This window comes from Oceanobacillus iheyensis HTE831 (assembly GCF_000011245.1).
Taxonomy (GTDB): Bacteria; Bacillota; Bacilli; order Bacillales; family Amphibacillaceae; genus Oceanobacillus; species Oceanobacillus iheyensis.
Genome location: NC_004193.1, coordinates 3,424,595 through 3,449,000, shown reverse-complemented (window position 1 = coordinate 3,449,000; position 24,406 = coordinate 3,424,595). Strand labels below are relative to the sequence as shown.

24 protein-coding genes are annotated in these 24,406 nt (G+C 38.0%); 14 read left to right on the top strand and 10 right to left on the bottom strand.

The annotated features are described in order from the left end of the window. The first annotated feature begins 30 nt into the window (after positions 1-30). Positions 31-768 (top strand): SDR family NAD(P)-dependent oxidoreductase, encoded by a 738-nt coding sequence (locus OB_RS16850; RefSeq protein WP_041544629.1) that lies wholly within the window; start codon positions 31-33, stop codon positions 766-768. A 100-nt stretch (positions 769-868) separates the two neighbouring features. On the opposite strand, the gene OB_RS16845 is transcribed toward OB_RS16850, so the two are convergent. Continuing rightward, positions 869-1,237 (bottom strand): DUF4180 domain-containing protein, encoded by a 369-nt coding sequence (locus OB_RS16845; RefSeq protein WP_011067704.1) that lies wholly within the window; start codon positions 1,235-1,237, stop codon positions 869-871. Between the two features lie 221 nt (positions 1,238-1,458). On the opposite strand from OB_RS16845, the gene OB_RS16840 reads away from it, so the two are divergent. The 4 genes from OB_RS16840 (at position 1,459) to OB_RS16825 (ending at position 9,117) form a co-directional block, all read left to right on the top strand. Further along, positions 1,459-2,262, top strand: a complete 804-nt coding sequence (locus OB_RS16840; RefSeq protein WP_011067703.1) for a cytochrome c oxidase assembly protein — start codon at positions 1,459-1,461, stop codon at positions 2,260-2,262. 150 nt (positions 2,263-2,412) lie between these two features. Further along, positions 2,413-2,874 (top strand): SgcJ/EcaC family oxidoreductase, encoded by a 462-nt coding sequence (locus OB_RS16835; RefSeq protein WP_011067702.1) that lies wholly within the window; start codon positions 2,413-2,415, stop codon positions 2,872-2,874. Between the two features lie 525 nt (positions 2,875-3,399). Further along, entirely contained in the window at positions 3,400-5,802 is a 2,403-nt protein-coding gene (locus tag OB_RS16830; RefSeq protein WP_011067701.1) for a penicillin acylase family protein, read from the top strand. Between the two features lie 597 nt (positions 5,803-6,399). After that, positions 6,400-9,117, top strand: coding sequence for a penicillin acylase family protein (locus OB_RS16825; protein WP_011067700.1), 2,718 nt, complete (start codon positions 6,400-6,402; stop codon positions 9,115-9,117). 548 nt (positions 9,118-9,665) lie between these two features. Here the strand turns inward: OB_RS16825 and OB_RS16820 are convergent. Beyond that, a complete protein-coding gene (locus tag OB_RS16820) occupies positions 9,666-10,511 on the bottom strand; it encodes a nuclease-related domain-containing protein (RefSeq protein ID WP_231846966.1) in 846 nt (281 codons plus the stop codon). 217 nt (positions 10,512-10,728) lie between these two features. On the opposite strand from OB_RS16820, the gene OB_RS18535 reads away from it, so the two are divergent. The 3 genes from OB_RS18535 to OB_RS16810 all read left to right on the top strand — a co-directional run bounded on the left by OB_RS18535 (position 10,729) and on the right by OB_RS16810 (position 12,613). Beyond that, positions 10,729-10,878, top strand: coding sequence for a hypothetical protein (locus OB_RS18535; RefSeq protein ID WP_011067698.1), 150 nt, complete (start codon positions 10,729-10,731; stop codon positions 10,876-10,878). Between the two features lie 792 nt (positions 10,879-11,670). Then, positions 11,671-12,183 carry a CueP family metal-binding protein gene (locus OB_RS16815; protein WP_011067697.1) on the top strand — a complete coding sequence of 171 codons (513 nt, stop codon included), beginning with the start codon at positions 11,671-11,673 and terminating at the stop codon, positions 12,181-12,183. Between the two features lie 142 nt (positions 12,184-12,325). Beyond that, the gene (locus tag OB_RS16810; protein ID WP_011067696.1) at positions 12,326-12,613 is read left to right on the top strand and encodes a hypothetical protein; all 288 of its coding nucleotides are present in this window, start codon (positions 12,326-12,328) and stop codon (positions 12,611-12,613) included. 188 nt (positions 12,614-12,801) lie between these two features. Here OB_RS16810 and OB_RS16805 read toward each other — a convergent pair whose 3' ends face one another. Together OB_RS16805 and OB_RS16800 are read right to left on the bottom strand one after the other, a co-directional pair. Then, entirely contained in the window at positions 12,802-13,374 is a 573-nt protein-coding gene (locus tag OB_RS16805; RefSeq protein WP_011067695.1) for a PepSY domain-containing protein, read from the bottom strand. 352 nt (positions 13,375-13,726) lie between these two features. After that, positions 13,727-13,996 (bottom strand): hypothetical protein, encoded by a 270-nt coding sequence (locus tag OB_RS16800; protein WP_011067694.1) that lies wholly within the window; start codon positions 13,994-13,996, stop codon positions 13,727-13,729. A gap of 339 nt (positions 13,997-14,335) precedes the next feature. On the opposite strand from OB_RS16800, the gene OB_RS16795 reads away from it, so the two are divergent. From OB_RS16795 to OB_RS16780, 4 genes are all read left to right on the top strand, one after another. Then, complete coding sequence (locus OB_RS16795; protein ID WP_011067693.1) at positions 14,336-14,986, top strand: YdeI/OmpD-associated family protein; 651 nt, start codon at positions 14,336-14,338, stop codon at positions 14,984-14,986. A 69-nt stretch (positions 14,987-15,055) separates the two neighbouring features. Further along, positions 15,056-15,514, top strand: a complete 459-nt coding sequence (locus OB_RS16790; protein ID WP_011067692.1) for an SRPBCC family protein — start codon at positions 15,056-15,058, stop codon at positions 15,512-15,514. A 288-nt stretch (positions 15,515-15,802) separates the two neighbouring features. Next, the gene (locus OB_RS16785) at positions 15,803-16,252 is read left to right on the top strand and encodes a hypothetical protein (protein ID WP_011067691.1); all 450 of its coding nucleotides are present in this window, start codon (positions 15,803-15,805) and stop codon (positions 16,250-16,252) included. Between the two features lie 142 nt (positions 16,253-16,394). After that, entirely contained in the window at positions 16,395-16,925 is a 531-nt protein-coding gene (locus OB_RS16780) for a hypothetical protein (RefSeq protein WP_011067690.1), read from the top strand. A 20-nt stretch (positions 16,926-16,945) separates the two neighbouring features. On the opposite strand, the gene OB_RS16775 is transcribed toward OB_RS16780, so the two are convergent. The 6 genes from OB_RS16775 to OB_RS16750 all read right to left on the bottom strand — a co-directional run bounded on the left by OB_RS16775 (position 16,946) and on the right by OB_RS16750 (position 21,284). Next, positions 16,946-17,521, bottom strand: a complete 576-nt coding sequence (locus OB_RS16775) for a hypothetical protein (RefSeq protein WP_011067689.1) — start codon at positions 17,519-17,521, stop codon at positions 16,946-16,948. Between the two features lie 31 nt (positions 17,522-17,552). Then, entirely contained in the window at positions 17,553-17,807 is a 255-nt protein-coding gene (locus OB_RS16770) for a DUF443 family protein (RefSeq protein WP_011067688.1), read from the bottom strand. 63 nt (positions 17,808-17,870) lie between these two features. Then, the gene (locus OB_RS16765; RefSeq protein ID WP_011067687.1) at positions 17,871-18,521 is read right to left on the bottom strand and encodes a DUF443 domain-containing protein; all 651 of its coding nucleotides are present in this window, start codon (positions 18,519-18,521) and stop codon (positions 17,871-17,873) included. Between the two features lie 233 nt (positions 18,522-18,754). Then, complete coding sequence (locus tag OB_RS16760; protein ID WP_011067686.1) at positions 18,755-19,393, bottom strand: DUF443 domain-containing protein; 639 nt, start codon at positions 19,391-19,393, stop codon at positions 18,755-18,757. 4 nt (positions 19,394-19,397) lie between these two features. After that, the gene (locus OB_RS17900; protein ID WP_011067685.1) at positions 19,398-20,987 is read right to left on the bottom strand and encodes a ribonuclease YeeF family protein; all 1,590 of its coding nucleotides are present in this window, start codon (positions 20,985-20,987) and stop codon (positions 19,398-19,400) included. A gap of 15 nt (positions 20,988-21,002) precedes the next feature. Beyond that, positions 21,003-21,284: a YwqI/YxiC family protein gene (locus tag OB_RS16750; RefSeq protein WP_011067684.1), complete on the bottom strand. Its 282-nt coding sequence runs from the start codon at positions 21,282-21,284 to the stop codon at positions 21,003-21,005. A 562-nt stretch (positions 21,285-21,846) separates the two neighbouring features. Here OB_RS16750 and OB_RS16745 point away from each other — a divergent pair. Then, the gene (locus OB_RS16745; protein WP_160162361.1) at positions 21,847-23,124 is read left to right on the top strand and encodes a hypothetical protein; all 1,278 of its coding nucleotides are present in this window, start codon (positions 21,847-21,849) and stop codon (positions 23,122-23,124) included. Between the two features lie 39 nt (positions 23,125-23,163). Beyond that, on the top strand, positions 23,164-24,396 hold the full coding sequence (locus tag OB_RS16740; protein ID WP_011067682.1) for a Zn-dependent hydrolase: 1,233 nt from the start codon (positions 23,164-23,166) through the stop codon (positions 24,394-24,396). Positions 24,397-24,406 lie beyond the last annotated feature (10 nt).

Genomic DNA, 24,406 nt, shown 5'->3' with positions numbered 1-24,406 from the left:
CCTAAACATAAACGAAAATCGGAGGAATTGATTATGAAATTACAAGATAAAGTGGCCGTTATTACTGGTGGAGTATCTGGAATCGGTGCTGCAACAGCTAAATTATTTGCTTCAGAAGGTGCAAAACTAATACTTGTGGATATGAACGAGGAAAAAGGTGCTAGTATTGAAGCAGAATTAAAATCACAAGGATCAGAAGCTATCTTCATTAAAGCGGATGTGACAAATGAAGAACAAGTAAAAAACATATATACAACAGCAATAGATACATTTGGAAAAGTAGATATCTTATTTAATAATGCTGGAATTGGCGCAGTAAAACCAACCGAAGAACTAACATATGCGGAATGGAGAAAAACCGTTGAAGTGGACTTAGATGGTGTCTTCTTAGTTGCACAAGCTGCGATTAAAGAGTTCTTGAAAGCAGGAAGCGGAGTAATTGTAAATACAGCTTCTATGTACGGATGGGTTGGTTCACCTGGAAGTGCAGCATATAACGCAGCAAAAGCAGGTGTGGTGAACTTAACACGTTCGCTTGGATTGGAGTATGCAGCACGTAATATCCGTGTAAATGCACTTTGCCCAGGCTTTATCGATACAGCTATACTCGGTGATTCGGATAGAGAAGCTCTAATAAACACTACTCCGATGAATCGTTTAGGTAAATCAGAAGAAATGGCAAAAGCAGTATTATTCATGGCTAGTGATGACTCTTCCTTCATGACGGGAAATAGCCTAATTGTTGATGGTGGATACACTGCGCAATAAAAAATATATCGTAAGGAACCCATTTTGACAGATGTTCAGAATGGGTTTTTTACTGCTGGTGATGGATTTACCCATTCAATTTTCAAAAATGGGGTCTTGTTTATTTGGCGTTGGATAGTTTATCAATTGCTTCTTGCTCCGATGAAACAAAGAATATATGGTTTCCTTTATTACACTCATACATAAAATCATTTAGTGATTTGCTAGTATACGAGGAAAAATCACCTATTATTGCAAACTTTATATTGTAGTTAATGAATTTTTGGAGGATGTCCCCTGCGATTCTTGTACGAAGGTTGAAAAAGTCTTCTGAAATTGCTTCTTTGTTCAATGTAATTCGATTACTTTCTGTTTCATGACTAATCGTCATCATCGTATCCAGCGCACTTTGTTCGTTTGTTAGTAAAATAGAATCAGAATGAACTATCGCTATGATTTGTCCATTAACCTCCGTCTTTTTTATATTCATCTCCTGCACTCCTCATCCAATTTTGTATCACACGTCTCTATTATAGACAAAACTTTCAACGAATGGAACGAGGTGCTTCATCATGTTTTTGTTCCTCGAGGAAACTTCCATTTTCTTTAGCGATTTCACCAATAAACAAGCGATTCGCTGTTATAAATCACATGTTTTCACATATTTATAAAAAGGGTAAACGTACTTAATGAAAAAACCAGGAGAGAGGGATGAATATATTTTATGATGTATTTGTTGGTCAGCAGCTGTCGTGGAATGTTCCATTATTACTGATCGTTGTTGTGATTGCTATCATTTATGCATCATCCATCATTTTTTTAACCGACGTAAAAGTGTACCATCGACAACCGATTCTTTTCTTCCTTAGTTTAAGTTTGTTCTACGTAATCATGGGCAGTCCATTAGCCACAATTAGTCACCTTTCCTTTAGCTTACATATGATCCAAATGAGCATTTTATATTTTATAGTTCCTCCGTTACTTATAACAGGGATTCCAAGCGCTTTATGGAAAAGGTTTTGGAAGATATCGAAGGCAGACAGCAAAGGAACCAGGCAGTCGCTCATTCTCAAAGCTGCATTAATTCTGTTTTCTGTATTATTTTTTATGTATCACTTGCCGGCCGTGTTAACGTTTCTTTCAAACAATCCCGTTGCTTATCACGTAATGACATATTTTCTTTTGATCCTGGCCGTTCTAATGTGGTGGCCACTGATTACACGTGATACGTCACATCGACTTTCCGGGGAGCAAAAGAAGAAATATGCATCTTTAAGCGGCATCCTTTTAATGCCAGCTTGTTTATTATTTATTTTCAGCGCAATCATAGATGGCGTTAATAACCCTTTCCTAACACAAATAACTGCTCACCTCTGTATACCTACTGAATCTCTATCTGCAGAAATACTTCCCCCGCCGTTTCATACAAGATACGATCAAGGCATGGCAGGTGTCCTTATGCTCGGGATTCATAAAGTTACGTTAATGGTGGTGATGGGGAAGAAGGAGAAGTGATGGAAACGAATGCTAGGGTAAATAATATGAAAATCGATGCCGCTTCTATATAATTGCAATAGAGGGATTTTCCCAGTAGAAGGAAATCAGCTTAGAAATATTTGTATTAACGGACGCGGTTTTTCAAAAGCAAATGAAGGAGGAATTACGATGAATAATTCATTCGATCAGGAAGTCCAACAACTTTACCAAAAACTAATAGATGCGTGGAACAAACGCGATGCAGAAGGAATGGCTGGCCTTTTTACAGATCAAGGCGTCCAAATTGGATTTGATGGCAGTAAGCTAATTGGCAAAAAAGAGATATTATCGCATCTTGTCCCAATCTTTGAAGAGCATCCCACGCCTCCTTTTATTAAAAAAGTTAAAAACGTGCGTCGTTTAGGAAACGAGACCGCCATTTTACACGCGATTGCAGGAATGATCCCACCTGGGAAAAAAGAGATTGATCCATCAATGAACGCTCACCAAACGCTAGTTGCGGTGAAGAATGACGACGCTTGGTGCATTGAACTCTTTCAAAATACCCCAGCCCAATTTCATGGCAGACCAGCATTAGTTGAAGAAATGACAGAAGAGCTAATGAAAGACGGCGACTCCAGCTCAGAATAACAGAGCTAGTAGAAAAAAAGGAAGCATAGAACGCTTCTATTACCCAAAACTCAAGTGAAGCGTCAACCAATTAGTCAATAGAGCGCTTCTATTACCCAAAACACAAGCGAATCGCCAAGCAATTGGTCAATAGAGCCCTTCTATTACCCAAAACACAAGCGGAACGCCAACCAATTAGTCAATAGAGTGCTTCTATTACCCAAAACACAAGCGAATCGCCAAGCAATTGTTCAATAGAGCGCTTCTATTACCCAAAAATCAAACAAACCGCCAAACATGTAGTCAATAGAACCCTTCTATTGCCCAAAACACAAGCGGAACGCCAAGCAATTGGTCAATAGAGCGCTTCTCCCAAAAATCAAACAAACCGCCAAACATGTGGTCAATAGAACCATCCAGGTGCCCTTATATTCCTAGAACTGCTTGAAATTCCCACATGCGTCTTGCCCATCTGCGCCCAAAGTGCTATGATTCTCTTAAACTAAAATATTTCTAAAAATTTTGTGAATAAGAGAGGTCTTGCTAATGGGGGAAAGACAGAGAGAACAAGTGTCGCAACCAAAGAAAAAGCGACGCATTCGTACAAAGAAGATACTGCTGGGTGGGTTAGGATCTATTTTTTTGCTTGCACTTATTGCGTTTTTATTTGTAAACGGATACATAAATAAATCACTCCCGCAGACAGAAGGCACAATGGAGCTTCCAATGCTGGATAACGAAGTAACCGTGATTACTGATGAGGATGGAGTGCCGCATATTCAAGCGGAGACTGCCCGGGATATGTATATTGCACAGGGATATATTCAGGCGGATCGTCGAATGTTTCAGATGGAATTATCGCGAAGACAAGCCTCTGGCACATTAAGTGAGGTTGTCGGGGAAGACGCGCTGAATCAGGATAAATATTTTCGCACGCTTGGGCTGAGAAGGGCCGCAGAGAAATCGTATGAGGTGTACTCGGAAGAATCCGTCGAGGTGCTGGAGTGGTTTTCAACGGGGGTGAATGCCTACATGGAAGAAGCCAAAGCGAATAATAGCTTGCCTGTGGAGTTTACGCTAATGGACTTTGAGCCGGAAGAATGGACACCTGTCGATTCATTGACAATTGGAAAATTTATGGCATTTGACCTCGGCGGACATTGGCAGCAGCAAGCGTTCAACTATTACCTTTTGGACAATTATGAACAAGAAAAAGCTTATGAGCTGTTCCCATCCTATCCGGAAAATAAACCAACAATAATTCAGGATGAGGAAATAGATATCGCGGCGAGTTTTGAGCATGCGGTTATTCCGCATCCATTCAATGGCAGCAACAACTGGGTGGTGAGCGGAGATAAGACAGCGTCTGGAATGCCATTATTGGCAGACGACCCGCATCTCGGGCTGGCAACGCCATCGATCTGGCTACAGATGCATTTGGAGTCAGGAGATGGACTGAATGTGAGCGGGGTTATTTTTGCGGGTGTCCCTGGCATTATCCTTGGTCATAATGAGCAAATCGCTTGGGGGGTGACCAATACGGGACCAGACGTGCAGCAATTATATATTGAGCAACGTAACCCGGACAACCCACATGAATTCCTTTTTGAAGACGAGTGGGAAGAAGCGACCGTTATGGAAGAGCCAATTAAAGTGAAAGATGGTGAAACGGTGGATTATGAAGTGGTCGAGACGAGACACGGGCCGATTGTTTCCGAGTTTGCCTCTGAATCTGGAAAGGATACCGTACTTTCCTTACGATGGACGGCGCTCGATGCCAGCACAGAGCTCGAAGCGATTATGGAAATGAACCGAGCAACGGGCTGGGAGGAATTTGAACAGGGGTTAGAAAAGTTCCTCGTACCAGCGCAGAATTTTGTTTTTGCCTCCAACGATGGAACCATTGCCTATAAAGCAAATGGAAAAATTCCAATTTATGAGGACGGCCAAGATGCATTATTGCCACTGAATGGCTGGGAAGCAGAGAGTGAATGGCAAGGCTATATCCCTTATGATGAATTGCCGACCGTCATTAACCCGGAAAAAGGATTTATCGCAACGGCTAACAATCAGATTGCACCCGACAGTTACCCGTACCATATCAGTAACGTGTGGGCGCAACCATATCGCTATGAACGGATTGCGGAAGTGCTTGAATCGGGTGATAATTTTACAGCAGAAGATATGCAAGATTTACAAATGGATCAGACCGACTTACGTGCAAGGGAGTTCGTACCGATTTTTCAAAAAGTGCTGGAAGATACAGAACTTACCGAGCAAGAAAAAGAAGCATTGGATGCACTGTCGGAATGGGATTTCGTCGCAGATAAGGATGCACCACAGCCACTTATCTTTGAACATTGGATGCAAGCAATTCAAAGCACCATTTATCAACAGGAAATACCACAAGTGATGCGAGAATTATTCTCCACACAATCCCAATCAACCGAAAACGTATTACGCAAAGCCGCGAGCGGTCAGAAATCACAATGGATAGAAGACAAAGGCGGCATCGAAGTAGTATTGCATGACGCACTAGAGAACACGATGGAAAAACTAACAGAAACCTATGGAGAAGACCTATCCGCCTGGAAATGGGGCGACTACCACCAAGTGCAATTCCACCACCCATTATCGAGCGTCAGTCCTTTACTCGCATTTTTCCTCAACAATGAAGATGCAATCCCCGTTGGCGGCAGTGGTGTAACGCCAATGGCAACAAGCTATGATAAAGAAACTGGAGAAGTCGATCACGGTGCTTCCTGGCGATTCGTCATTGACACAAGCGACATGCAATCGGGCTACCATATCGTCGGCCCAGGCCAGGACGGACATTTCCGAAGCGATTGGTATCACGACCAAATGAACGACTGGGTCGAAGGAAATTTTCACGAGACCAGGTTGGATGGAGCTGAGGGTGAGGAATTGGTGTTAGAGCCTGGGGAGTAGACTTATATAACATGAGGCTGTACCATTTGAAAGGTACAGCCTTTTCTTGCGGGATTCTATTACAAGTTGTTGTTTTATTATAAATTGCTTACAGATAGGTTATCACCACATTTACAAAGTGAATAATGGCTTTAATGGCTAACAATACAAATCCTCTACACGATGAAGCTAAAAAAATTAGCAGCTCTAGTAAATAGGGCTGTTTTTTTGATTTCCTCTACCTTAAATTTATTAGCTATAATATCTTTTTCAATGCCTATTATTACTTCAAATTCTACTAACAAAACTACCAATAGCCCTATTATACTGAATATGATAGGTAAAATAGATTGAATTTTTTAAATTTATTGACGTTGTAAATAGTGGTTGCTATAATCAAATTGAAAATACTGGAAAATTGTAGGAGATAGCTGTACGACTCATTTTCCAGCTGTGCGTTTGTAAAGGGTAAAGGGGAATAATTCTCACCAAATCTTATAGAGAAAGGAGTTCAAGAAATTAATAGAACGTGCTGAAAAAGATTAGGAGAGAAGGGTGAAAAAAAGAAAATACAGAACAGGGAATGCGTAGGGAACATATTTTATGAGGAGTGAGTCCATGAAGAAAATATTGATATTTGCGCTTATTTGTATGCTTTTGATGACACCTTTTTTATCGAGTATAGGCAGCACGACGAGTAATGCGAACTCCAGTGTAACGACAACGATTCATGAATTAGACGGATTAGAAAAGCCAGCTGAAATCCTTGTAGATAACTGGGGAATTCCGCATATATATGCTTCATCTCAAGCGGATGTTTACTTTGCTCAAGGATTCAATGTGGCACGTGATCGTTTATGGCAAATTGATTTATGGCGAAAAAATGGACTCGGTGAGCTATCGGAAGTGCTTGGTCCAGATTACGTGGAACAGGATAAGGCAAAGCGATTATTCTTATATCGAGGGGATATGGAGGAAGAATGGGAAGCATATGGTCCAGAAACGGAAGATATTGTAACTGCTTTTACGCAAGGGATTAACGCGTATGTTGAAATGACGGAAGCGAATCCGGATTTGCTGCCGGATGAATTTGATATCCTTGATTATAAGCCATCAAAATGGGAGCCAGAAGATGTCGTTCGTATTCGCAGTCATGGATTAACGAGAAATATTACGAATGAAGTAGCTCGAGCGATTACTTTGCGAGATCATGGAGAAGATGTTGAAAGCGTTCGCAAAAAACTCCAACCTGACTGGGAGACAGAAGTACCAGAGGGATTAAACCTTGAGGGGATTTCCGAAGACATATTGGATACCTATCAATTAGCGACCAGTGGAGTGAGTTTTGATAACGCCGAAAATGAAGCTGAAGGGCTAGAAGATGTGGAGACACAACTGACAACAGAGGCAGGAAATTTAAATGAACAGATTGAAATGGAATCTTCACTCGGAAGTAACAATTGGGTCATAAGCCCGGAAAAGTCGGAAACAGGACGTCCAATTATGGCAGACGATCCGCATCGAGCGGTCGATGTACCATCCTTACGTTATATTACTCATTTATCTGCACCGGGATTAGACGTAATTGGAGGAGGAGAACCAGTTTTGCCAGGTGTATCGATTGGTCATAATGGTACAAGCGCGTGGGGACTAACGATTTTTTCCATTGATCAGGAAGACCTCTACGTGTACGAAACCAATCCCGATAACCCATCGGAGTATCGTTATGAAGATGGCTGGGAATCGATGACTTCTGTCTCCGAAGACATTGAGGTAAAAGATGGAGAAGAACAAGTTGCCGATTTAGAGTTTACCCGACACGGTCCAGTTATTTATAAAGATGAAGAGAATAACCGTGCGTATGCGGTAAGAGCCGGGTGGTTAGAACCAGGAATGGCACCATATTTGGGGAGCTTGTCGTATATGGGAGCCGAGAGCTGGGACGAGTTTTATGAAGCAATGAATCGATGGGGTTCACCGTCCGAGAATCAAGTCTATGCGGATGTGGAAGGAGATATCGGTTGGAAACCAGGCGGATTAACCCCAGTTCGTGACAATTGGGATGGACTTTTACCAGTTCCGGGTGATGGAACGTATGAATGGGATGGTTTTCTCAATCAAGAAAAGATGCCTCATGAGTTTAATCCAGACAGGGGTTGGATCGGAACAGCGAATCAAATGAATTTACCCAACGATTATGACTATGAAAAATATAAACTTGGATTCGAGTGGACAGCACCATTTCGCTTTCAACGGATAAAAGAAGTCATGGAAAGCAATGAAAAAATGGGAATCGAGGATTCACTACAATTACAAACTGACTATACATCCATTCCAGCAAAACGTCTTATCCATTTACTGAATGACATCGAATTTAATTCCTCCGATGAACAGGTGGTTGAAGCATTGGAATTATTGCGATCTTGGGATGGTGAACTGTCTGTGGAAACATCAGCCGGTGCCTTGTTTGAAGTGTGGTACCAATATCATTTAGGTGACGCTGTATTGGCAGAGATTATGTCGGAGGAAGCTGCAGATTATATTGGCTCTGGTGATCCGCTTGTCATCTTAGATTTGTTAGAAAATCCAGACGAACGCTTCGGTGATAACCCAGTAGAAATACGTGATGAGATTTTGCTTTCTTCATTAAATACTGCGATTGAACAAGTCGAGGAGTTACTAGGGTCAAACATGAATGAGTGGCAATGGGGAGAGTTAAAACATGCGTATTTAAATCATCCATTAGCCAAGTTAGTTGGTGAGGAACAAGCAGCAGATATGAATATTGGTCCCCTTCCACGTGGCGGAAGTGGAGATACGGTTGGCGCATCAAGATATAATTCGAATTTCAAACAAACACACGGTGCTACATTTAGAGTAGTAGTCGATGTCGGCGAATGGGATAATTCAATTGCCATGAACAGCCCTGGACAATCTGGAGACCCAAATAGCAAACACTATGATAATTTATTTGATACTTGGGCAAACGATGGCGCTTTTCCATTACTATATAGCCGCGATAAGATAGAAGAAGCCACCGATCAGCGAATTATACTAATGCCGGACTTAGAAAATAATGTAACAAGCTTAGAACTACTAGTTAAACATTTTGAAACAGAAGAAGAATTCGCGGATGAAGATGCTGCTCGTTCATTAGAAATTCACTTGAAAGCTGTCAAACAGTTTGAGAAACAAGGAAACGCTGAAAAAATTCTCAAGCACATGCAAGGGTTTGTAGACTTACTCGAACACCACTATGATGCTGGTGATATAACTGAATTAGCTTATCATGCACTCCTACATCAAACGGAAAATTACATGCAGAAGTGGGAGTAGAATAGTTGGTTTAACAACAATGAGATACAAACTTAACAACTGATGAACAGTATAGACATAACAACGGAAACTCAGTAAATGAAGAAAGAAATGACCACTTTTTTAGCTATCAGCTAAGGTGGTTATTTCTTTCTAAACCAAATAAATATGAGAAATCGAAAGAAGTGGTCAATAGGGCGGCTCTCTAAACCAAATAAACTGTAGAAACCGGAAAAAGTAGTCAATAGGGCGGCTCTCTAAACCAAATAAACATGAGAAATCGAAAGAAGTGGTCAATAGGGCGGCTCTCTAAACCAAATAAACATGAGAAATCGGAAAAAGTAGTCAATAGAGCAGCTCTCTAAACCAAATAAACTGTAGAAACCGAAAAAAGTAGTCAATAGAAAGGCTCTTACCTCTACCCGACCCTAATTCATTGTTATTATGACTGGTCTTCTTCTCCATCTCCCTGTTCATTCCCAAATCGACCGAATCTAAGGCATGGCCCATGGACGTCAAAAGGAGGCTAATCCCCCAATTATAGCCACCCCGATCAAATATTAATGTCCTCATTCATAATAAAGCCAGCGATTCTTTCCAGCTGCATTAAAATTCTTATCCAGAATATACTTAATCCGCTTTTTCGATCTAACGATGCTGCACCAATCGTGAACAATTCCAGTACTCATCTTCTCCTTTGGGAAAAGTAGCTTAAACTCCTTAGCTGCGCGCACTACAGCGCTCTCTACAATTTCTTCATGTGTGCAATTATTACAAACGCATTTTCTCCCGTCCACAAAAACAGAAAACGAATGACATTTTGCACAGGAAATTCCTTTTTCTAGTTGATCGTATTGGTATGAAGGAAGTTTTGGTTTGACTGGCGAAGCATCAAGTTGAAGCTCTAGTAATTTTTCTGCTAAGAGATGGTGTCTTTTTGTTAACAGAAAAGGGAGTGTATTCAGTTTGTGGAAATACGTTTTAAGTTGAGTGGGATGAATCAGGGTGTCATTCACTGGAGCTTGATAGAGGGTGAAATGCTCGTTAATAAAGATTACCTTGCAATCCACGGGGAGGTTAAATCCTTGTTTGAAAAGTAATGAACGTAATAGAGATGCCGTTCGACTTACCTGATGCAGCGGGTTAAGGATTTCTGTGCCGCGCATGTTGAAAAATTTCTCTGATTCATAATAATAATCCCCTGAGAAATTTTTAACTTCATAAATAAAAATGGTTTCTGCGGTGATCATCAATGAATCGATTTGAAAGGTGGTATTGTTTGAAGTAAGTAGCAAATCATGGAGGATAAGGCATTCGCACGTTAGTTCTTTAGCAAACAGATCAAATCGAAGTTCACCTTCGAACCCTTTTTCTAAATTAAAATAGTACTTTTTATCTTCTGCGGATAAATTCATGCGGGTGTGAAGGCACCTTAGGAGAGGCAGTTCAGAAGGTTGTTGCCGGTGTTTATATATCATATCCCACATCCTTTCTTTGTTTATATACAAATAGTATACATAAAAAATTTGAATATTAAAACTACACATCAACCAGGGCGCCCCACAAAAATTGAATAAGTAGAATGATATTGGGGAGAAATAAGGTGTAATTAATCTAAGTGAGGTGAGTTAAATGAACAAGAAAAAATTCTACGCAACTGTTTTCACAGCAATTTTTTCAACTAGCCTATTGTTTGGATGTACAACTGGTCAAGATGAACAGGAGCCAGATCCAACAGAAGAGCCGTCTGAACAGCAAGAACAACAAGAACAACAAGATTAACAAAATTAGAAATGGAATACGATTAATTTTTCCTTCCGTCTAATTGTCTCTAGTATTTCGATGATGTTATATAAAAGCCTAGTTTGTTGTTGTACTCCATACTCCAAACAATTATGAATTAGGCTTTAACCGTTATTGCGAAGTTGGCATCCGTGATCATTCACTCTTTAAAAAAGTTACCTCTAACCAGAGCTTTTTTTCTTTCTCCCAATGAAAGCATAATGAATCAATAATACTGTTAAACCGATAATCCAAGTAATAAAAATTATCGGTATGTTTATTTCGGTTATAAAGTATTGATATATCAAAGTGATAATAGTACCAACAATAAACGCGCTAATTATTTTTAAATAAAACATTAAGTCAGCCTCCGCTTATAATATGCTCTCTAACCCAAATAAACTTGAGAAATCGAAAAAAGTAGTCAATAGAACAGCTCTATAACCCAAATAAACTCCAGAAACCGAAAAAAGTGGTTAATAGAGCAGCTCTCTAAACCAAATAAACTTCAGAAATCGAAAAAAGTAGTCAATAGAGCGGCTCTCTAACCCAAATAAACTCCAGAAACCGAAAAAAGTGGTCAATAGAACAGCTCTCTAATTCTAATAAATATCAGTTTATATTCATCTACCCGCTACAGTTCATAAAAAACTTATTCATTATAATATTCGGCAGTTCAAAAAGCTCACACCACCCACCGTTCGTCCAAGTTCATAAACGATAATAATTCGTCACAATCCTCCGTCAATATAAATGTTATATTAATAGTAGATATAACGAGGAGGACTATTGATGAAAATCAAATCAGTTTTATTCAATATTATTGCTTTTTTGTTTGTTTTAGTTGGCTGTACCAATGATACGGAACAATCCAAGGAAGATATTAAATCGATGATTCAGGATTATAGCACGGATCAATTAACTGCTTCATCTGCTTCTGTTAATGCAACCCAACTTACGGTGGAAGATGAGGATAAGGTGGATATTTACCCTATGCCGGAGGACGAGTTTTTTGTTTCCATTGCTCCGTACGTCAACGAGACGCATCCATGCACGTTTCATAGTTTGACAGGCTGCCAAGGTGAATTAGTGAAAAAGCCATTTGATATTTACATTGAAGATATGGATGGCAATGTGGTTTTTGATGATACCGTAGAGTCGTTTGATAATGGGTTTGTGGATTTATGGTTGCCAAGAGATCAAGAATTCAACGCAACGATTACATATGATAATAAGCAAGCAACATCGACAATTTCGACATTTGAAAACGACCCGACATGTATCACAACGATGAGGCTGATGTAATAATTATGCGTGGAGAATCTTTACCGGCCAAGCGATGAGGCAATTGATTATTATAAGGAAAATGGTTACGTTCATTGAACGGAGCCAATGGAATACGTACCAACGTAATAGGGGGAATTAACTGCCAGGGGAGTGTTGACTCATGCAAGAAATATTAAAGTCCTTTCTAGAAATAGAGATTTCTGATCAAGAATACTATGACGGCATTATTAGTTTTATTTATTCATACAACATCAGGTGTGGCGAGTATGAATGTAATCAATTCGTAGTAAAGAAAATGGATGAGTTAAACTTTATCGTTTTTGAGGAATATCAGATTGATAATAAAAGAGAAATTCATCAATCATTCTCCATATCTAAGCATAAATTAATTAAAACCATTAATAACTATGCCAAGAAACAAGGCTATATACAAAGAGATTTTAATTAGGATCGAGAATAAGGTCTTAAATTAACGAAGCAATAGCCAAACCAGAATCCGCCAACGGACCATCTCTAACCAAACAGTAGCAAGTCAATTATGCCAATACCAAACAAAGGACATAACACATTGTTATGTCCCATCTTCTTTCGTTGCAACTATCGAGAATAGTATTGCATCCTTAATATTTCGTTATATTAAATTTGTTCGTAGAAAATCTGTCCGCCACCATTCAAGTCAATCATTTTCAAGTGGCTAGAGTGTTTAATGAAAATGGTTTTATAATGCTTTTCGCCGTCTTCATCAACGAGGAACATGATGCGATTTCCTTGGTTGTCTGTTTCCAAGTGGAACGTCAGATTGTCTGTGTTTACCTGGTCGGTAATGGTGTTGTACTCTTCAAAAGAAGTAAGGTTACTTGGTTCATTTGGATATTGGTTATTATCGGAATTATCCTGTCCATCTTCTTGCTGTTCTTCATTTTCGCCTTCAGCATCTGGTTCTTGGCCTAAGGCTTCTCCTGTTGTTGCATCGATGTTAAATTCATACTCTTTGTCATTACTTTCGATTTCGATTTCATAGTAATTTTCTTCGTCTTCAAATGACAAATCGACTTCTTGCACAAACCCTTCCGTATTCTTCAAGGCTGTTTGGAGGGCTTGTTCCGCAGAAATTTCCGCATTCTTATTGTTTTCCGATGCCCCTACGATTGCGGCTCCGCCAAAAATGACTGTTCCTGCTACAGTTCCAATCAATAGTTTGTTTCTCATAAGTAATTCCTCCTTTATGGCTTGTACCCTTATCATAACGTTTTTATATGAGACGATAATTATAGGAAAATGAGAATTTGATTAGAAAAGTAGACGTGTTTAAAAAATATTTCAAGGTATGTCACATGACAGGGTTATAAGAAATGATAAATAGAGTAGGAGATGAAATCAGTAATTGCGAATTAGGCATATGAGACAAAGGGGGGTATGTACTCTGAAAGTATAGTACTAAGAATAATCATACCCCGAAAAAATTCTATCAAATTTTCGGGGTATACTAATTTTGATTGGCATAAGTGCCACTAATTGATCAGTCATAAAGAAGTGAAAATCTACATTATCAGCTTCAACTCTATCTATGATTATTTTTGAAGAGCTCTATTTCCTGACGGGCATCATGTAATTGTTCTTCGGTCTGCTGGAATTGGGGATTATTTAACGCCTCAGTTCCAAAACGCTCCTGTGTATATTTTAAGTGCTCCTCTGCTTGAAGTAATTGCTCTTGCGCTTGTGCTAACTGTTCCATATTTCCACTTGTTTTTGCCTGTATAATCATTTGATAAGCTTGTTTTACTTGATTTGTACATTCTTGAATCTCCTGATGTTGATTTTGTCCTGACATTGGTATTCCTCCTAGTATAAAATAAGGTGTGGTTATATATTTCCTTTATTTTCTAAAACTATGTATGGGAAAAAGAGTCGGCTAATAACCTCAAAAGTGTTTTTCATCCTAAGTTGATCTGCCGTTGAAATATTTTGTTTTTCTTTACTGACTTACCCTCAAATCCTCTTAGAGCTATATACAAATGGATCATTAACATTTCATTTTCAGTCATTAACGAAAAACTCTCTTCCTAACGTGCATTGCATTAAATGCATGAAAATGAAAATGGGAAATTGTCTAATCGTAATGTGCTATACTAATATATATTAACGTCTTTCATTGAAAAGGAGTCATCCTATGTCGATTTCAAGTAAGCTTAAGTTAGATAAGTACGTCAACATGGCTGTGCTTCATCAACCAGACGATTATCGTATTTTTGATGGATATCAGAAGACATTGTCCGGAGATCACGATGCGATTTTTATTTTTGTAGAGACGCTGGACGAGATGGTGACGCAAACAAAACGGATGATAGATCAGGAACAACTATTGGAAAAAGGGTATTTATTCTTTGCATACCCAAAAAAAGGAAATAAAAGGTATGACACATTCGTACATCGAGATGAAATTTTCCCTGCTCTGCATGTGGGTGAGGATGGTTATGTAGGGAATAGCGATTTGAAATTTTCGCGCATGATCAGTATGGACGAGGTGTTTACAGTGGTCGGGCTGAAACGAGAGAAGATCAAAACGAAAAAATCATCTGCATCAAGTCAATCTGTAGCAGATTATGAAATTCACGTAAAAGATATAGAAAAAATGCTAGCGGATTACCCAAATGAATATAAGGTTTACAAGGAATTAACACCTGGTTATCAGAAAGACTGGGCACGTTATATCTTTTCGGCAAAACAACAAAAAACAAGAGAAAAGCGCCAAACGCAAATGGTTGATATATTAGCTCAAGGTTATAAATCAATGGATTTATATCGTCAGAATAAGAAGTAAGCTATATCGTTAAAATAACAATCATAAGCCTACGGATGAAAGTTTCAGTTTAAGAAGGAGGTACGTCGTTTGAGTATTCAATTTGAAGTGGAAAGAACAGCTAAAGTAAACCAACAAGACGCTTACCATGCTTTGTTGGATATTGATCATGCGGAAAACTGGATGCAAGGGTTAGTGAAGATGCAACGCTTGGATGAAGGACCAATGAAAGTAGGAAGTGAATGGCATGAAACGAGAAAAATGTATGGTGCAAAGGCTACTGAACATTTTGAGGTCATTCAATTAGATGAACCGAATAAAATTGTACTTCGTTGTGACGGTACAAAAGGGACAACAGGTAAAGGAGAATATATATATACGTGTATCATTGCGCCAGGTGACGATACTACGCAGACCAAAATCTCGTTGCATGGGGAGATAAATAAACTAACTGGATTCACTAAATTTTTCGGTAAAATGATGGCAGGTACATTTAAAAAAGCTTGTGCAAAAGACTTGGATAAGCTTATTGACTACTTAGAAAAATAGCTCCCTATGAATGTAGTATTCCCCCGCTTTCAATCAAAAAAAGCGGGGGAAATTACTTCTGTATTTACCGTATCTTTATCCTCTTATCGATATCCCCCGATCTGACTACTGAATCGTCACTCCATCATTATTTCTTCAAATCCATTCCGCTGTGGTTAATCCTTTTTTTGGAAATGTTATGGTAGAAATAAATAGAAAGAACGTAAAATTAAACTACAAAGAAAGAATCAATTCCGGTACAATAGAACTAGATGAAATATTTTAATTTTTCAAACGGTGGTGCAAGCGTTGAATAAAAAGAAAGTAATTGGAGTGACTGCCTTAACTTTTATATTTATAGTTGCTTATTTTGTCTGGTTTGATTTTACTTACAAAACAAACCTTCAGGAAGTTATTGAAGAAGAAATTATTCAAGAAGATATTATCAATCTAGTCTTTGCGAACGAAAAGGATGAAACGTGGGCATTCATTCCAGGTGATGAAGACCAACGAATACATAACACACTTCAAGCAATGGAAGTTATAGAGCTCGAGGAAATGGTTGGAAAAGAACCTATTCAGTTAAAGGGCGAGTACGCCATTGAAATAAATTTACCTCAGAATCAGCTGTCTTTAATGCTTCAAAATGGCGAACTAACAATGAAAGACACCGTGTATAAAGTGAGTAACGGAGATCTTGAAGCCTTTATAGAAAACCTGGATATTTGGGGAGACGAACGAAAAGATCCAAATTCATAGTTCGTCTAGAAAGTCTGTCGATGTTTCGCTTAACTCGCGTGACGAGATTACTAGCTTTTTATAAGGAAACAGAAAAAATTCATGAAAATAACAGTGCTTATTAAAACCAGATGGATAAAGTAGCGCTAGAAAGGTATGTGAGATGAAAAAAATAGCAATTTATACTGCAATAATTAGTATTATCGGTGTACTTGTCATCATTGTATTAGGAGAAACGTTTGAAATTAGCTTTATGATGGGACAAATAATGACTGCTTTTGCTGCTGTTTTATTTTTATTGTCCTTGGCGGCGTTCTTTTTCCTCTTTTTTCTTCAAAGTAAAAAGAAATTCCAAAAAATAATTTTATTTATAATTTCCGCTTTTTTTATGTGCGTATGTATTGTTTCAGTTGATGGAGTGGTAAATGTGTATCAAGATAAAGAAGCGTATGATAAGAAGGATTTAGCTACTATTCAAGGTGTACCGGATAGAGTACTATTTGAATCTAATAGCTATGTAGATAACCCAAGCCTATCCACGATTGAAATGGAAGGAACTTCTTTCGATACCCTTCACCTTTGGATAGAAGAAGATGAATATAATGAAAAATACCAAAACCAACAATTGGAGATACAATACTTACCAGAAAGTAAAATAGTAGTTGACATTTATATAGTAGAAAGCCAACTATAATAGTAGCTATATGAAATTTATTATTTTGTGAGCTCATCCATTTCTGCAGGTTTAATCAGAAGAACAGGAGCCACGAATAGAAATAATAGAGAAAAAAGAAGTCCAAGTACGGCAATAACGATGGCATCGGGATTCGACGTATAGATTGAATTCGTATATGCTGACCCGCCAAAAAGAAATACCAATGCGACATAAAGCAAATATAATTTCCCTAATTTTGACTTCCCTGGTTTTTGAATACTGATGGCTATCTTTCTTGACGTGAAATAGGGCACGGTCATCATTATGATTAACATACCAACGCCAATCCAAAAAGTAAGTGTCAAAAAGTAGATACGCAGTAGCGGAATAGCAAGTTGAATAGCCATCACATTTAACATTACATAGGACAGTAAGGAGAAATAGCGTTTGCTTTTATGTTTCGTTTTCTTCCAAAAGTAATAAAACAAGACCCCAGCAACCAGTGCTAACAGTAAATTGAAGGTCATGATTTGCAAACTACCTTCAGGAACTGCACTCGTCAAAAATCCCGTTCCTAATAGCAAAAAGGTAGTAATGAATATTCTGCTTTCTTTAAAAGACACCTTCTTGCTCATATGTATTTCATTCCTTTCTAAGTAGAACAATTTATCTGCTGAGAGAAATACCAATACCAATCAGACTAACTGTTCCATTTTTGGTGTTATGGTTATCTACGGTTTTTAATAATGCTACTGAGTCAGCACTGATCTGTCGAACCTTCTTTGGGAAAATCCAATACAAAAAAGGAAATAAAAGAACTAGTAAATAAGGTTTGTCTTTATCTAACAAATAGTATTGTTTATCAATTTCAACAAGTACATATCTTACATTTCTTGAAATAAAAGTAACTTCTTGCTTCATAATATTGGCCCCATCCCCAATTCATGGTTGGTTTTACTGCTTTACAGGGCGATTTATAGTGAACTATTTTTTAAATCGAATTTTCATCGTATCTTTACCTGGCGTTACGCAAAGTATATTCAAAAAAAGCAATATAAAAAATGCTAAGGTAAATACAAATAACATAAATAAGTTCCCGTAAAGGAAAAAGGAAACCAGACCACCAACAACGAAAGCCCAAATGAATATAGTTAAAAAGAGTAAGCTAGCAATATTCTTAACTCTACGTGGTGTCACCCATAACGTTTCGTCTGCCTGATTGGGTGATAAATGAAGTTGTTGAAAAAGAGAGTGTTTAAATTTATTGCTCACTATCACCCTAAATAATACCAACAAAAGAGTGATTAAAAATAGAATGGAGTAAGCAATAAAAGGTGTTATATCCACGTCTAAGTAATCTAGTAAAGGTCCGATTAAATTAGCAAGAATTACTGAAAAACCTATACCGATATAACTAACCTTGCTAGTTGTAGCTTCTTTATTTGAAACGGTTTGTATCTGCTCTGCTGTATCCCCACTAATTTTTGTAACCTTTTTAGGAAAAATCCAATAAAGGAATGGAAGCAAAAAATTGGTAAGGAAAGGTTGATCTTTATCGATAATATAATATTCATTATCTGCTTTTATCAAATTGTATCTTAAATTTTTTTTTATAATATTTACTTCAGAACTCATATACCTAACTCCATCCCCAATTCATTGGATTAATAGCATCTAATCCACTACTGATTGCTTCTCCTGCTTTATCGGTTCTTAAAATCAAATTAATTGGTGGAGAGTATGTTTCCTTTACTAAGTATCTATTTTTTATAAAACTTGTCTACAAATAATAGGAACTCCATAAAATTACGTGTCGCTTCATAGCTACCTCTTCGATTCCCGCTTAACTTTCTATTGCATCAAACAAGTCAATCCTTCACCCGAACTTCCATTTGTCCCGGCGTTACTGTAAATAGATTGCCCATGAAAAAGATAAAAGCTAACATCGTGTAAACCACTAGAATGATTGTGTTTCCGTATATAATATACATCATTGCACAAGCAATGAGAAAAGCTAAGATAAACAGGTAGCAACCTGTATAGATGAGGAAATACCCCATCGATTTTACTTTGATATGTAGCTCTTTTACATTCCTTAATTCAGAGCTGACTTGTGCGTAAAGTTTCTGTTGATTATTTCTTCCAATATATATGCGTAATAGGAACATTAAAACAGTCACTACAAGTACAATTAGTGTTGCAAGAAATGTAGACATATCTATATTAAAGGAATCCATAATTGGTCGTATCAAATTGGCAAGGATTAAGGAAATCCCGATAGCCAATATATTTATCGTACTGCCACTTGTTTTCTCGGAATGGCGAACAAGTTTATTTACTGTCACTTCACTGTCCACTTTATATGCTCGATGCGAGATAAACCAAAATAAGAAAGGCAGCCATATGATCCACTTGGGACTATCCTTATCGAGGATATAGTTCTCGCCATTCATCGTAATTAAATTATATCTCGCTTTTTTATATACAAATTGTACATTTGCTTTCATTTAGTTATCCCCATCCCCAATTCATTGGATTAATGGCATCGATGCCACTAGAGATTGCTTCTCCTACATCTTTTGCCGATTCTTTTACGGAGTCAACTGTGCTGGATGCGAAGTCAGCTACAGCTTCACCTGCTTTATCTAGTTGTTGTCCCACATAATCCAAGCCATCTTGTAACCCTAAGAAGTTATTATCATAGGCAAAGTTAAAAGCAGTTACTAATCCTGTACCTACAGCTACCCCACCTAAAACAGCCCAGCCTGCTGGGTTACTACCGAGTAATACTGCAGTTGCAGCTGTTCCGATCGCGCTTCCTGCAACCCCTATTCCTAGAGCGGTTGTATTATGTGTAATAGCTTCGCCAACACTTTTATCTTTATTCGCTAAATCATCATACATTCCTATGCCAAAGCCTGCAGCCATAAATCCTCGTCCTAGCCACTTTCCTGCACTGGTAATCTTACTACCATAATGTATTAATGAATTAGAAGCGCCAGAAGTTGCGGGGTTCACCATTACAAACGAACTTGGACCCGATGGACCCTTAACGCCTGTTACTACATTAATTAAGCCACCAAGTTTTGTTGTCGCGATCCCTATTTGTTGTACACTTGTAGATAATAAGTCTTTCGACAGGTTTTCCCCAATCTTATCCTTATTATCATTCACATAGTTCCAAAATGACTCTGGAACTTCTTCTTCCAATTCTGCTTCGGTTAGATTTCCTTTCGTCTTATTCACCGTAGAAAATATGGAATAATACGTCTCTCTAGTGATATTTCCTTGTTCTAAATCCTCATACGCTTTATTTAAAATAACCTGGAAGTTTTCATCCAGCCCATCCAAACCATCGCTGTTTGCTTTTGCGATGGTTTGTAACGGCAGATCATGGATATTATCGGCATTAATGACGATGTTTCCTTTTTCATAATTCTGCTCAATGACTTTTTGATAGTCTGGTAAGTTCTTAATACTGTTAATATCGAATTCGGTTATCGAAATGCTACCATTACGAAGCCGAGATGACATTTCAGAAAGATAGCTTTTTAACGTACTGATATCGTCTTTAGTTTGTTGTAGCTTGGAAGCGTGTTTGCTATCCAATTCATGTAAATCTTGAATGACATGATCGATTTTTTGTTTGCCTTTTTCAATATTATGTTGAAAAGCCGAGTCATCCAATGGTGATAGATACATAATATCACTAATACTCGTTAAGATTTGATTGGTCTCATCGGTCAAGTAACTCGTTTTTTGCTTCGCTTTATCAAAGCTAGGATCTAATTCATTTTCTAAAAAGCTTTCACTAATAAATCCGTGCTGATGCGGCTCAAACGATTGAACCTCTTGTTTCATCGCTTCTAAACTATCCTTGTATTCTAGCATTGATTGATGTAAAAAAGTAAGAAATGGCTGGTGAACGTCGTTGTAAAATGAACGAATGGCTGTACCTGCTTTTCCTTTTAAGGCATCCTCCATTCCGTGAAAGTCCGTAATCGAACGTTGAAGATGAGAGATATCTTCCGTCACTGTTTCTAGGTCTGTTTTTGCAGATTCCACACCTTGATGAATTTCTTTTACGTCAAACTCTTTCATTATCCATTCACCTACCTATTCATCAATGCGAATATATTCGCTGAGTTTATAGTCTAACTCGATCATTTCTTTAACCGCTTGTTCTGTTACATTCACATTATTTTGAAAAAGTGTCATAAAGTCAGACAAAATAGATTCATATTCTTCCTTGATTTCGTTATAGGCATCTACCATTTTTATCTGTTTATTTCCGTTAATGGTTTCCCCTATATCTTTATGTAAACCTTCTATCATCGTTTTTAGCTCTTGGATGCTTTTCTCTGCAGGTGCTTGCTGAAACTTGATCTCTTCACTCATTGCTACAACACCTCGTTTATTTTTTTACCATTACGTGCATATTTTACCATAATGAACCGACTCGCAAATTTACTCAAGCTAGTCATATTAGCTGGCCATTATTATGGAATTTTTTAGCTTTACTTTATATAACGTACCAAATACCTACACTCGTTTGTAGGGGATAATGGACCTAATTTTATTGAAATATATTACAAATGAATCATTGGCTGGGTGAAAGGACCTACTGTTTGTGGGGACGTTTTGGCGTATCACCGCCTTCGTCGTGCTGCAGGATTTTCCGAAATATAGGAATAATTCCATAAAAGGTGATGTGATGCAACTTGTGAAGCAGTAAGGTTCCTGTGTATTTAGGGTGTTAATTTATCTTACTCGAATAGTGATTTGTAAAATATTAGAATATTAGAATAGATTGACAAATAAATAATGTTTTAGTAATATTTGAAAAAATAAAGGAAATTTTCCTTATATATTTTCTTTTTAATTTTTTCAAAATATTGGGGGTGAGACCATCCAAATTAAAATAGGAGTAATTGGACCTTCAGAATCGGTCAAAAAAATCTTGAAAGTTTCCCAGGAATTTCCCGATATGACTTTTCTTCCGTTTATGTATGGTGACGTGAGTGAAGTTAAGGAAATTATTGAAAGTAATCGATTGTTAGTCGATCAATGGCTGTTTTCTGGGGTAATGAATTATTCTTTTGCTATCGAAAACAAGCTAATTGATCACAAAGAAGGAAGTTATCCCTTATTACATGGCTCTAGCTTTTTTGGGACGCTTCTAGAAGCACAGCTTGATAGAGGTAAAATATATAGAAAAATAAGTATTGATAACTTTAAAGAAACAGAGTTAGAGAAAGTATTATCCTTTTACAACCTTCAACCTATTCAGTATTACAGCATGCCTTTTCAATCACATCATCAGCTCGACAATCTAGTAAATTTTCACCGAAAGCTCCTTGAAGAAAATAAAGTAGAAATAGCAATTACTGCTGTTCGGTATGCTTACGACAAGTTAAAGAAGGAAGGGTATCCAGTTTATCGATTGACCCCTTCATATCTAGCGATCAAGTTAACAATTGAATTACTTGGAGAAAGAGCGCAAGCACACCTATTTGAAAATCGTCAGATGGCGATTATTGGCTGTAAAGTTTTGAATACTGCAAATACAGGTGACCAATATCAATTCTTTAAATGGAAGCATCACGAATTAAATCTCAAGAAATCATTATTAGAGCTTACCGAGAATATTAGTGGTTCTTTTGTAGAAGAAGGAGACGGATTATACTTCATTTTTACAACGAAGGGCGAACTGGATAAGGAAGTAGAACGTGCATTGTATCAACTTATCGATGAGTATCAGGTGAGAGACCAGATCTCCATTGGTATCACGATTGGTTTTGGCGAAAATGTACTACATGCAGAGCATAATGTGAGGTATGGCTTAAATCAAGCAAAAATAAATGAACAATCACCTATTACAGTGGTGGAAGGGCGATATGAAATTACAGAAAGACTGACAAGCGCTCGAGAAGATGTATTCAATATGGACGAACTTAAACAACGATTAGCAGATAAGTTTGATAAAGAAGTAGCTAGTCCAAGAGATGTCATGCGCATTTATGTATATGCGCATAAATATAATTTGCAAAAGTTTACGGCAGAAGATATTTCGAGATGGCTGCAAAGTACAGAGCGAAATGGCAGGAGGATTTTAGCGGAATTAGAACAGGCAAATGTTGTTCGTAAATGTGGAAAAGTTCAATCCAATCAAAGAGGTAGACCGAAGAATGTGTATTGTTTTGTTGAGCATGCATTGGTAAATGCTTCACAAGAATAACGATTGCTAATTATTACAGCGAGATGTGGGGGGAGTCTTTTGGAAGATTGGCTAGACAAAAAATTATGTGAATTGAATGTAACCGATTCGATGAATAAGCCTGAAGGTTTTTCGCGTCTAGGCTATACCGACGAAGAAAAGGTTGCGCATCAACGATTTATAACTATAGCGAAAGAACTTGGTTTGTCTACATATCAAGATCAAGCTGGTAATCAATGGGCAAAATGGGTTGTAGACGAACATGCTCCGACTATTGGCCTTGGGTCACATTTAGATACCGTCTATAACGGAGGCGGCTTTGACGGAGTTGCAGGAGTACTTACTGCATTCGGTGCCATAAAGTTATTAAAAGAAAAACAATTCATCCCAAAGAAAAATATTGCGATTATTTGTTTTGCATCCGAGGAGTCTGCGAGATTTGGCGTATCCACGATAGGGAGCAAGGCGATATCAGGAGAATTAGAAAAAGAAAAGATTGCTAACATCAAAGATAGTGAAGGGATTACCATTAAAGAAGCGGTCGAGCAGTTTGGAGTAGATTGGGAGACAATGGATAGCGCGGAACTACCTGCAGATGAGTTAGAGCAATTCTTGGAGCTTCATATTGAACAAGGTAAAGTCCTTGAAGATCAAGGATTAGATATCGGTATTGTCAATGGAATAGCTCGACCAGTTCGACTTCAGGTAAAGGCAACAGGGATGGCCAATCACACAGGAACAACTCCGATGAACTATAGAAAAGATGCGCTTGTTGCCATCGCCCCGTTAATTAATTATGTAGAGAATGAAGCGATAAAGATCAATGAAAGAAAAAGCGGAACACTTGTAGCCACTGTCAGTGTTGCTCGTGTATTACCAAATGCGATGAATATGATTCCTGGAGAAATTGAACTAGGCATAGATATACGTAGTACAAACGACCAGTTAAAAAATGAAATGTCAGAATTGATAAATAAATATTGCGGGAAGATTACGGAAGATAAAAAGATAGAAGTCACAGTCAATAAAATCGTTGATGATGCATCGGTTAACCTGGATAAGCTAATGCAGGGTAAATTGTATAAGTTAAGTGAATCGATGGGCCTTAGGACGATATGTATGGATAGTGGTGCCGGCCACGATGTGATGAATATGGCAAGTAAATGGCCATGCGGTCTTATTTTTATTCCTTCGAAACACGGCATTAGCCATCATCCAGAGGAATATACGAAAACAGCGGATTTATACAAAGGAACAAGCCTCATCGCAAGATATTTAGAACAAGAAGCATAAATTGGAGGGG